The organism is Pantoea sp. M_10 (assembly GCF_008631515.1).
Lineage (GTDB): Bacteria > Pseudomonadota > Gammaproteobacteria > Enterobacterales > Enterobacteriaceae > Pantoea > Pantoea anthophila.
In genome coordinates this window covers 1334783-1345790 of record NZ_VWUL01000001.1, presented here as the reverse complement: position 1 = coordinate 1345790, position 11008 = coordinate 1334783, and the positions used below count along the sequence as shown (strand labels likewise).

11 protein-coding genes are annotated in these 11008 nt (G+C 59.6%); 6 read left to right on the top strand and 5 right to left on the bottom strand.

All coding sequences use genetic code 11. The features are described 5' to 3' along the window. The first annotated feature begins 47 nt into the window (after positions 1-47). The gene (locus tag F3I47_RS06515) at positions 48-476 is read left to right on the top strand and encodes an OsmC family protein (protein WP_046101325.1); all 429 of its coding nucleotides are present in this window, start codon (positions 48-50) and stop codon (positions 474-476) included. Continuing rightward, positions 476-706, top strand: coding sequence for a small membrane protein YniD (gene yniD / locus F3I47_RS22700; protein ID WP_370514233.1), 231 nt, complete (start codon positions 476-478; stop codon positions 704-706). The genes F3I47_RS06515 and yniD overlap by 1 nt, the downstream gene beginning before the upstream one ends. Before the next feature lie 116 nt (positions 707-822). Here the strand turns inward: yniD and F3I47_RS06510 are convergent, their stop codons facing one another. From F3I47_RS06510 to F3I47_RS06505, 3 genes are all read right to left on the bottom strand, one after another. Continuing rightward, a complete protein-coding gene (locus tag F3I47_RS06510; protein ID WP_046102016.1) occupies positions 823-1053 on the bottom strand; it encodes a hypothetical protein in 231 nt (76 codons plus the stop codon). Between the two features lie 99 nt (positions 1054-1152). Continuing rightward, positions 1153-1323 carry a hypothetical protein gene (locus F3I47_RS22310; protein WP_009091837.1) on the bottom strand — a complete coding sequence of 57 codons (171 nt, stop codon included), beginning with the start codon at positions 1321-1323 and terminating at the stop codon, positions 1153-1155. A gap of 160 nt (positions 1324-1483) precedes the next feature. After that, positions 1484-2134 carry a CPBP family intramembrane glutamic endopeptidase gene (locus tag F3I47_RS06505; RefSeq protein WP_009091835.1) on the bottom strand — a complete coding sequence of 217 codons (651 nt, stop codon included), beginning with the start codon at positions 2132-2134 and terminating at the stop codon, positions 1484-1486. 208 nt (positions 2135-2342) lie between these two features. Between F3I47_RS06505 and F3I47_RS06500 the strand changes: the two genes are divergently transcribed. From F3I47_RS06500 to F3I47_RS06490, 3 genes are all read left to right on the top strand, one after another. Beyond that, the gene (locus F3I47_RS06500) at positions 2343-4946 is read left to right on the top strand and encodes an EAL domain-containing protein (RefSeq protein ID WP_009091833.1); all 2604 of its coding nucleotides are present in this window, start codon (positions 2343-2345) and stop codon (positions 4944-4946) included. A gap of 274 nt (positions 4947-5220) precedes the next feature. Next, positions 5221-5517 (top strand): I78 family peptidase inhibitor, encoded by a 297-nt coding sequence (locus F3I47_RS06495; RefSeq protein WP_009091832.1) that lies wholly within the window; start codon positions 5221-5223, stop codon positions 5515-5517. Positions 5518-5669: 152 nt separating this feature from the next. Next, positions 5670-5990: a hypothetical protein gene (locus F3I47_RS06490; protein ID WP_150029338.1), complete on the top strand. Its 321-nt coding sequence runs from the start codon at positions 5670-5672 to the stop codon at positions 5988-5990. Positions 5991-5999: 9 nt separating this feature from the next. Here F3I47_RS06490 and F3I47_RS06485 read toward each other — a convergent pair whose 3' ends face one another. Next, positions 6000-6251 carry a biofilm development regulator YmgB/AriR family protein gene (locus F3I47_RS06485; RefSeq protein ID WP_009091829.1) on the bottom strand — a complete coding sequence of 84 codons (252 nt, stop codon included), beginning with the start codon at positions 6249-6251 and terminating at the stop codon, positions 6000-6002. A gap of 388 nt (positions 6252-6639) precedes the next feature. On the opposite strand from F3I47_RS06485, the gene F3I47_RS06480 reads away from it, so the two are divergent. Further along, the gene (locus F3I47_RS06480; protein WP_150029339.1) at positions 6640-7914 is read left to right on the top strand and encodes a multidrug efflux MFS transporter; all 1275 of its coding nucleotides are present in this window, start codon (positions 6640-6642) and stop codon (positions 7912-7914) included. On the opposite strand, the gene F3I47_RS06475 is transcribed toward F3I47_RS06480, so the two are convergent. Next, positions 7796-10933, bottom strand: coding sequence for a beta-galactosidase (locus F3I47_RS06475; protein ID WP_150029340.1), 3138 nt, complete (start codon positions 10931-10933; stop codon positions 7796-7798). The genes F3I47_RS06480 and F3I47_RS06475 overlap by 119 nt on opposite strands. Positions 10934-11008 lie beyond the last annotated feature (75 nt).

Genomic DNA, 11008 nt, shown 5'->3' with positions numbered 1-11008 from the left:
TGAATGCATTGTCTATACTTAGCTTCTTTACCCACAGGAGGAATGAGATGACCATTCATAAGAAAGGTTCGGCGCATTGGGAAGGCGATATCAAAGGCAAAGGCACCGTCAGCACTGAGAGCGGCGTGCTGAGCCAGCAGCCCTATGGCTTTAACACCCGTTTTGAAGGCGGCAAAGGCACCAACCCGGAAGAGCTGATTGGTGCAGCGCACGCGGCCTGTTTCTCCATGGCCCTGTCGCTGATGCTGGGCAATGCGGGCCACAAGCCGGAAAGCATTGATACCACGGCCGATGTGTCGCTGGACAAGAAAGGCGACGGCTTTGCCATCACCAAAGTGGCGCTGACCAGCACCGTCTCTCTGCCAGGCATTGATAAGTCAGCGTTTGATGAAATCATCAACAATGCCAAGGCGGGCTGCCCGGTTTCTCAGTTACTGAATGCGGAAATCACACTGGATTACACGCTGAATAACTGATGCCGGTAACGGGTCGCCCTCTGGCGACCCTGGCGCGACGCTATACACAACCGGTCCTGCTGTTGACCGAAAAAGATGCGCCTTCAGGCGCATCTTTGCTTTCTGACAGAGAGGAAACCGCGATGATGAGAGTCCGGGCGGCCAGAAAACAGTGGAAGAGGGGTCTGGTGCTGTTATGCATCTGCGGTGCCCTGCTGCTGATACGCCGGGCTGCGATGATCTGGGCCTGAACCGATGAAGGGAACAGGTCGCCATACGCTGGGCATCTTACTGATGGTGATTATCGTGCTGGAGGCGATTTACTTCCTGCTGACAGCCTCATGGCTGCCGTGGCGGTAGATTTCGCTCAGACAAAGGCATCTTCGCGCCGTCTGACCCGCACGTCGCTGCGCGCAATGCGATGAGCCTTACGCGGATCGCCCACCACAAACTCAAAGGTAGGCGTGTAGTAAAACGGCAGCCAGCCGCCATAACTGCTCTCCCACTCCCAGCGGACAGGGCAGGGCCACAGAATGCCATCATACAAAAGATAGTAAACCCAGCGTCCGGCAGGACGACGGGGACGTGATGTTTTCATGGGATTCACAACGATAATGGTGAACAACAGCTTATATTTTGTACGCTAAATCGCCAGCTTGCAATGTTGCCGCGCGGCTTTATTGCGACTGGCCCTGAATCAGCGATGAACCTCACCGCAAAGCAGGACCACGTTCGGTCTGACTTTGTGAATACGGTGCGCCATCGTTTCACAGTCGGCTTTGGTCGGATAGATACGCTCCGAGACGGGTAACGCCTCACAGGCATCATATCCACACGCGCTCACTAACAACACAAATCCTATCAACATCGCTCTTCTCCTTTACACGGTCTGCTGGTCCGGACTGTGACGTTTTTTTTCCCTTTTTATCCACCAGTATAGACAAACGTGCCGGGGCAGCATTGTCAGTGTGAGCGGTGGCCCGCAACACGGCCGGAAAACGGTGCGTCAGCAGAGAGGCGATGAGGCGTCAGCCCGCGAAATACCAGGCGGGCAGCAACGCAATCAGGTTGTTCAGGGTGTGCAGAAAGATAGGCAGGGCAAGACTGTTACTCCGCAGCCGGGCGTAGCAGAGCAGCAGCGAAAAGAGCGTCAGGGCGATCAGGGTCTGCCAGTGAACATACTGCGTGTGCATCACCGCAAACAGCAGCGAGGTCAGCAGCATACAGGCGAAGCGGCTGCGCGGCGCCCACAGCAGAAAGCCCTGCAACAGGAATCCGCGGAACAGCACCTCTTCAAACACCGGGGCCAGCAGCACGGCGGTGAGCAGCAGAATCAGCAGCGAATTGCGTCCCTGCTGGGCCTGCATCACCAGCCAGCCTTCCGGCTGCATAAACTGCATCTGGGCCGCCATCAGGACAAACAGCGCGCCGGTAAAGAGCAGGGTTTGCAGCATGCCGAGTTCACCCAGCGGCAGATCGGCGCGGCGCTGGCAGTAGAAGCGATACAGCGGGTAGATGACCGCAAATTCAAACAGGCAGAGCACCGGCACCAGCAGTCCGTCATTGCGCAGCACGCTGTAGTTGGGAAACAGCGTGATCAGCATGGTAACCAGGTAATAAACCACAAAGCTGCCGACGTAGAACAGCGTCAGGGTCACTCTGTCGGAATTGGTGTTCATAGGCGACTCTGCCAGCGAAGGTTAGCGCATAGTAGCAATGCGCCTGATCGCTGTCGAGTCAGCCCTTGAGACAATATTGCATGCTTATTTTTGCCGCAGACTAAACACCGGAGCAGGCGGGCCGATAACTGAGGAAACTATCTGGTCAGCCCCCCGTATTACAGGGCTGGCCCGTGACTAAAACCTGGTTGTGTAGTGAGCACTTTCAATGAATTTTAACCCCCCGGCACCGCCCTCACCGCCATTCAGACAGGCTGCTGAAGACCGCACTGTGCGCTTTACGCGCCGCAGTCTGCGTACGCTTTCGCTGCTGCTGTTTGGCGTGCTGCTGCTCTCAATGGTGATGGTGCTGACCATCGCCCAGCGGCAGAACAGCACATCGGCTGAGCACGATCTGCTGCTGGTGCAGCAGGCATGGAAGAGTCGTCAGGAGGCGATGGCCACTGATATCCGGGATTATGCCTTCTGGGGCGAAGCGTGGCGTAATCTTCACGTCAGCGTGAACAAAGCCTGGGCGTATGACGAAGAGAACTTTGGTCCGGGTCTTTATGAAGAGTATCACTATGAAGGCGTGTTCGTGGTGGATGGCAAAGGTCACACCACCTACACGGTGATTGATGGTCAGCTGACGGACACGCCGCTGGAGGCGTGGCTGGGTCAGCAGACGCCCGGCCTGATTGCGGCCGCGCGTCAGCTGAACAACAGGGCCATGACGCAGGATGCAGAGATCAATCATCTGCCCGCCATCGTGGTGGCCGCCCCTATCAGCAGCGGAAGAGTGGATAACACGCCGTCAAAGGCGGGGCCGCCATCCGTGATGGTGTTTGTGAATCTGTTTACCCCCGCCAAACTTCAGGCGCTGGGTGCCTCGCTGGATGTGCGCGAGCTGCGTCTGCCCGACAGTGAAGAGGATGCGCTGCGCGAGCCGCGCATGGTGCAGCCGTTGCCGCACGGCGAACCGATTGTTCTGCGCTGGACACCGAAGATGCCGGGAATGGGCCTGATCCTGTTTCTGCTGCCCCTGCTGACGCTGATGGCGATCATCATTGGTCTGATCACCCGCCGCGTCAGCCGCCATGCGCTTTCGAATGCGATTCTCTCAGACCGGCGCTTCGCCATGCTGGCGATCAGCCAGCAGGAGCTGGCCAGCAGCGAAGCGCGGTTTCGCGATCTCGCTGAGGCGGCGTCAGACTGGATCTGGGAGACGGATGAGAAGGGCCGCCTGATCTACCTGTCCGCGCGCTTTGAAAATGTCACCGGCCACGACATGTCACACTGGCTGGGGCGACACATCGATCAGCTGCTGACCCATCCCAGCCATTCGCTGGTCGCCTGGCTGCTGCGCCAGGAGGAGGAGGGGCAGCAGATGCCGTTGCGCTGCCAGTTTATGTCGGCACAGGGCAACCGCCGTATCGGCCAACTGGTGGCGAAAACGATCTGGCATGACACGCGGCGTATCGGATTCCGCGGCACGGTTTCAGACATCACGCAGAGTATGGAAGCGGAGGCGCGTATTCAGTTCCTGTCGCGTCATGACGTCTTAACCGGCCTGTCGAACCGCGTACAGCTGCAGGAGTTTCTGACACAGCATCTTGAGCAGCCGGAAGGGATCGTGCCGCTGACGCTGATTACGCTCGACCTCGATCAGTTCAGGCCGATCAACGAAACCTGGGGCCATGCGACGGGCGATGAGGTGCTGAGCCAGATCGCGCAGCGTCTGAAGCGCGCCACGGGGCCTCAGGAGCTGGTGGCACGACTCGGCGGGGATGAGTTTGTGCTGGTCCTGCGTGAAACGAACCGCGAGCGGGTCGATCAGCGCTGTGCTCAGCTGGTGCATGAGGTTCAGCAGCCGATCAGCACCGGCCAGCATGTCCACTATCTGACGGTCAGCATGGGCATTGCCTGCGTCCCGCAGGATGCCAGTCACCCGGAAACGCTGCTGCGTATGGCCGATATCGCGCTCACCGAAGCGCGTGAAGCGGGGCGCAATCAGTGGGTCTGGTATGCCAGCGAGATGGCCAGCCAGCGCGAGGATAAGCGTGAAATGGCACGCCGCATTGAGAAAGCGCTGAGGAACAATGAATTTCGCCTGCACTATCAGCCCCGCTATCAGCTGCTGAGCGGCCAGCTGGCGGGAGCCGAGGCGTTGCTTCGCTGGCAGGTTGCGCCGGATCAGTGGATGACACCCGATCACTTTATTCCGCTGGCGGAAGAGAGCGGACTGATTGCCACCATCAGTGACTGGGTGCTGATGCGCGCCTGTGAAGATGCGCTGGGGTGGGGAGGCGACCGCTACGTCTCGGTGAATATCTCGCCGATGGAGTTTCGCACCAGCGACCTGGTGCAGCGGGTGGCGGATGCGCTGGCCCGAAGCGGCCTGCCGGCAACGCGCCTGGAGCTGGAGATCACAGAGAATGTTACCTTTGAACATCCGCAGCGTGCGCTGGAGATGATGCAGGGCTTACGGGCGCTGGGGGTCAGGTTAACCGTGGATGATTTCGGCACCGGTTATGCCGCGCTGGGTTACCTGAAAACCTACCCCTTTAACGGCCTCAAGATCGATCGCTCCTGGATGAAAGATTTTCCGGAGTCGGAGCAGGCGCAGTCAGTGGTAGCGGGCATCATTGCGCTGGCACGCGCGTTTGCGCTGACCATCACGGCAGAGGGGATTGAGACAGAAGCGCAGCTGAACCAGTTAAAACAGCTCTCGTGCGAAGAGGGGCAAGGCTACTTCCTCGGTCGTCCGATGCCGCTGGCTGCGTTCAGTACGCTTCTGGAAAGAACGGCGCAGAATCAGGCTGGGTCCGCTTAACGGACTTTGACCGCCACGGCGGTCATCAGCATGGCGCAGACAACAAAAATAATCAGTTCCATTATGGACTCCCGGAGCTAAGAATAATCTTAGTTAATTGTAGCCACCGGGCGTTTCTTTTTTAAGCAGTGCGTGCGATTAATCCTAAATTGTGATCGCCACCGCTTACGGTTTTCGGCGGCTGTAACAACTTTACTTTTTTAGAGTTCAGCCTGGCCGGCACGCTTTGCTACTCTTGGGGACAGGGTTTTACACGTCCAACAGGAGATCAAACGTGAAATTTTATGGAAAAGGGCTGCTGGTAGCGGGTCTGTTTGCCTTAACTGCCTGTCAATCCGCCTCCCACTCTGACACGGCCAGCGTGAAGCCGGATCCTGAGAATGATCGCTGTGGTGCCTCACAGTTTCAGCACTATGTCGGCAAACCGTTAACCGCGCTGCAGGGACAGCATTTCGATCAGCTGGTGCGTCCTATCCCTTATAACTCTGCCGTCACCATGGACTTTAACCTCAACCGGCTTAACTTCCTGGCGGATAAAAACGGCAACATCAGCTCTGTTTATTGCGGCTGACGGCCTGGGTGTCACAGCCTTGTCATAACGGCGGGCGAGAATGGCGCTGCATTTCGATGCGCTTCTCGTCACGCGATTGACAATGCTCGTCTTGTTTATTCCCGCCCCGGCGGGAATTTTTTTAGCGCCTGCGGGCGGTAACAGGAGCGAACATGAAACGGATGAAAGGCGCGCTACTCTCTTTAGCCTTACTCAGCAGCGCAGCGGCGCAGGCCTCCAGTGCCGAAGCCTGGCAACAGAGCCGTCAGGTGATGACCCAGGCCTGCATTAACGCCAGTCACCTGAGCAAAGTCAGGGTGCTGGGCGAGCCGATTGAGTATGACGACAGCACAGGATACAGCGCTCTGTTGCTGGAGGGGCGCTATCCTCAGCGTCAGATGAACAATAAGCGTGGACGGGAGCTCTGCCTGTTTCAGCGCAGCAGCGGGCGGGCCAGCATCAGCGAAGCGGATAAGCTGCGCTGGGTGAAATAAGCCACCGCTTCAGGCCCGGGGCGGCGCGTCGATTAACTGAGCCAGCAGGGTACGATAACGTTGCAGCTGCGTTTCGTCCCCTTCGACTTCCAGTTTCTCAATCACCCGGGCAATAATCGCTTTATTGGTGGCGGGCTGACCCGCTTCCATCATCTCGCGCATAATCACCGCCAGCAGATCGGACTCGGGCGGCGTCCGCCAGTTCGGGCCATTGAAATAGTCGGTGATAGCGCGGCTGGCGCTGTTCGGTTGCACTCTCATTTCCCACCTCCGCTAAACCCCAGACCTCTCCCTTACACCCGGGTGCAGGGGCGTTTATCTACTCAATACGCGGGTTCGCCTCAGCATAGCCGGACGGTCTGCACCGTTGTTTGCGGAGGGCGTCACACCGATCGGAACGATCGCTATACCGCCGTGGCTGGCGGTTTTTTAAACATAGAAGCGAAGCAAACGGTTGTCAGTAACACAATGACATATTTTTCCATCCTGCTGAGGGGGGAATGGAGATCGACAGGCGACAGATCCGCGACCTGTACGGCGGCGTAAATTGCGCAGAATCAAGATGCTTGCCGTTTTTGCCATGTTCTGGCGGTCACGCACAGCGGGCCTGGGTTAAACTCAGCCCTCTTTCTCTTCACGCCCTCTGCCCATGCCACGCATCATTGAACCCTGGAAGATAAACCTGATCTCGGTCTGGTTTGGCTGTTTTTTTACCGGACTGGCGATCAGCCAGATTATTCCGTTCCTGCCACTCTACCTTGAGCAGCTGGGCGTCACCGGCGGCACCTCACTGAGCCTCTGGTCGGGACTGACGTTCAGCATCACCTTTGTGATCTCAGCGGCGGTTGCGCCGCTGTGGGGCAGCCTGGCCGATCGCAGAGGGCGGAAACTGATGCTGCTGCGCGCCGCTGCTGGCATGGGGATCGTGATCCTGCTGCAGGCTTTCGTCACCGAAGCCTGGCAGTTGCTGCTGCTGCGCGCCCTGATGGGGCTGACCTCCGGCTATATTCCCAACGCCATGGCGCTGGTGGCCGCTCAGGTGCCGCGTGAACGCAGCGGCTGGGCGCTGAGCTGTGTCTCCACCGGCCAGATTGGCGGGGTGATTCTGGGACCGATGCTGGGCGGGCTGCTGGCTGACGGGGTGGGGCTGCGCATGGTCTTCATGGTCACCGCGGCTCTGCTGCTGGTCAGTTTTCTGGTCACACTCTTCCTGATTAAAGAGACCGGCTACACCCCGGTGAGTAAAAAGGAGAAGCTCAGCGGACGCGAGGTGTTCCGCTCGCTGGATAACCCCAGACTGGTGCTCTGCCTGTTCTTTACCACCCTGGTGATTCAGATGTGTAACGGGTCGGTTAACCCCATCCTGACGCTGTTTGTGCGGGAGCTGGCTCCCCATGCGGAGAACATCGCGTTTCTCAGCGGGGTGATCGCCGCGCTGCCCGGCGTGTCCGCTCTGCTGGCCGCACCCCGGCTGGGGCGACTCGGCGATCGCATCGGTACACAGCGTATTCTGCTGGCGACGATGGCGATCTCGCTGCTGCTGTTTATCGCCATGTCCTTTGTGACCAGCGCAACGCAGCTGGGCGTGCTGCGCTTTCTGCTGGGCTTCGCCGATGGTGCGATGATGCCTGCGGTGCAGACCCTGCTGGTGCGCCATTCACGCGACAACATTACGGGGCGGATCTTCGGCTACAACCAGTCGTTTATGTATCTCGGCAACGTTGCCGGTCCGCTGCTGGGCGGGGCGGTGTCGGCGATGGCAGGCTTCCGCTGGGTCTTTTTTGCCACCGCCGTGGTGGTGCTGATTAATGTGCTGTTTCTGAAGCGCGTTTACCGTCGTCCGAAGACCGTTCTGCCCGCGTCGGCTGGCAAATCGTCAGTTCCGTCTGCCAGCGCTGCTGAGTCAGCAGAAACTCAGGACTGACGCTGGGACTCCAGGAGTCATCGCCGCCCACGCCCATGTGGTACGCATCCAGATGCAGCCAGCAGCCCGCTTCCGGGCGCAGGAGGTGGCGGTGTGACGTCTCCCGCAGCTGCTCCAGGCTAAAGCGACTCAGCGAGAAAGCGAAATCCCCGCTGACCTGCCAGCTGCCGGTATCAAGCTCACGGGTGCCGCCGCGCAGGCCGTTCTCACCCGGGAAAACATAGGGCGTAAAGAGCCGATCCAGCGGTAACTGCCAGCGGGAAAATTGTGCGGCCAGCTGGCGGTCAGGGTAATTTTCGTGCGGGCCGAGGCCGAGCCACTTTACCTGCTGCGGGATCGTCGCCAGCGCGCAGCGTAGCCCGATGCGTGCGGGCGGCGGCAAACCGCGGGACTGCTCAACGGAAAGCTGCAGCGTCAACTCCCCCTGTGCATTGATCAGAAAACGTATCCGGCTGATAAAGGCGAGCTGCCCCCCGGCGTGCCAGCTGTGCAGCGTCTCAATCTGCACCGCCTGGGTCAGCGTATCGGCCGCAATCGCTATCCGCTGGCTTTGCATCTGGTCATAGCCCGCCGCTTTCCAGCGCTCCGACCAGGCGTTGGGATCGATCCGTTCCGCTTCGCTGGTGCCGATGTCATTATCCAGCGGCGCGCGGATAAAGCACGCCTGAAGCGGCGTCAGTAGCGTCGGCTCGTCATCCACCCACCACTGTTCCAGTTCGCCGCTGTGACGGGAAAATTGCCAGCGCTGCTGCCGGTGGGTGACGACAATCTCACGGCCGTTATCGTGCAGCTGCGGTGCCTCACCGGTTTCCGGCAGGGAAGGCAGTGCCAGCGCGGAGGGGAGCGCCCACTGATCCCAGGCGACACGCCAGCCAGCTTCGCTCCAGCGGGTCGGCTGCACCTGATGCACGGCAACATTCAGCCAGCATTCGCCCTGCAACGGAGGCGGGGAGGGCAGGGTAATCCGCTGCTGGCCCTGCGCGGGGATATCAAGCGGGATATCACCCTGCGCCACGACCTGGCCGGCCTGCTCTATGCGCCAGCGCAACACTTCGTTATCACTGTGGCGGAACAGGTAGTCGCTGCTGACCGTAAAGCTCAGCGGATCGTCGGGATCGACCGTGAAGTGCCAGAACTGCTGGGCGCGCTGCGCCTCATAGAGCGCCGGATGAGGTGTACGGTCGGCAAACACCAGCCCGTTCATACAGAACTGACGATCGTTGGGTGTATCGCCAAAGTCGCCGCCATAGGCCTGCCAGGGCTCTCCCTGATCGTCATAGCGGGTCAGGCTCTGATCCACCCAGTCCCAGACGAAGCCGCCCTGCAGGCGCGGAAACTGACGGAAAGCCTGCCAGTATTTCGCAAAGCCGCCAAAGCTGTTGCCCATCGCATGAGCATATTCACAGAGGATCAGCGGGCGCGTTTCGCCCGGCAGTCCAATCCACTTTTTCAGTGACCATTTCGGCACCGCCGGGAAGGGCTGATCCTGATCCACCCTGGCGTACATCGGGCAGATGATATCGGTCGCGGCGGTATCCGCACCGCCGCCTTCATACTGAACCGGACGGGTCGGATCGCTGCTTTTCACCCAGCGGTAAAGCGCGTCGTGCGTTGCGCCATGGCCGGACTCGTTGCCCAGCGACCAGATAATGATGCAGCAGTGGTTACGGTCACGCTGCACCATGCGCGTGACCCGCTCGCTGTAGGCGGCAAACCAGCGCGGATCGTCAGAGAGCCGGTTCATGGGCTGCATGCCGTGGGTCTCAATGTTGGCCTCATCCACCACATAAAGCCCGTACCGATCGCACAGCCGGTACCAGAGCGGATGATTGGGGTAGTGCGAGCAGCGGACCGCATTAAAATTGTGCTGCTTCATCAGCATGATGTCGCGGCGCATCATCGCCTCATCCACTACCTGACCCCGTTCAGGGTGGTGCTCGTGACGGTTAGTGCCGCGGATCAGCAGCGGTTTGCCGTTCAGGCACAGCAGGCCATTGTCGATGGTGACCTGGCGGAAACCGACATCCCAGGCTTCCACCTCGATTAACTGCTGCTGCTCATCCAGCAGGGCCAGCGTGGCGCGGTAGAGGTGAGGCGTCTCCGCGCTCCACAGGTCAGGCCGCTCCACCGGCAGGCTGAGCAGGGCGCGTTCGGGATAGTGGCCGCGTTCATCGATGATGGCGCTGCCCAGCGGCTGCTGACACTGTGCAATCTGCTGCTCGCCCTGCCACAGCGTCAGACGCAGCTGATAGCGTGAGGTAACGGCGGAAGGCAGCGCGACACGCACCTGCGCGCGCAGATCCGCACGGCAAAATTCCGGGCTGAGTCGGGTTTCCAGCTGAACGTCAGCCAGATGAACCCGGGGTTTATGCAACAGGGTGACGTCGCGGAAAATACCGCTCATGCGCCACATGTCCTGATCTTCCAGATAGCTGCCATCGCTCCAGCGCAGCACCATCACGGCCAGCCGGTTTTTACCGGGACGCAGCACCTCGCTCAGGTCAAATTCGGCGGGCAGCCGACTGTCCTGGGAGTAGCCAATCCAGTGACCGTTGCACCAGAGGTGAAAAGCGGAGTTAACGCCGTCAAAAATAATGCGCGTCTGTCCCGTCTCCAGCCAGTCAGCTTCAATGCTGAATGTGAGCGAGTAACATCCGGTCGGGTTTGCTGCCGGTACCCGCGGCGGATCGACCGGGATCGGATACTGCACGTTGGTATAAATGGGCGCGTCATAGCCGTGCATCTGCCAGTTGGCCGGCACCGGAAGCGTACCGGCATCCGGCAGATCCTGCAGTAACCAGCTGGCGGGAATCGCTTCAGGCTGCGCAAAGTAACTGAATCCCCACTCACCGTTGAGACTGCGCAGTGAGGCGGACGGGGCGTCATCACGCGCAGCGGCTTCATCGCGCCAGCTGGCAAAGGGCGGGTGGGCATCCAGCCGATGCAGCGAGGTCACTACCGGGTTTTCCCAGTCGCGCCGGGAGAGGATGTCACTGAGAGCAGCCTGAGAGAGAGTCATGTCGGTATCCTGTAAATGTGATGCGCTCACAATGCGCAAAAATTGCCAGGCTGTAAAGCGTTCCCCCTCCCGTTT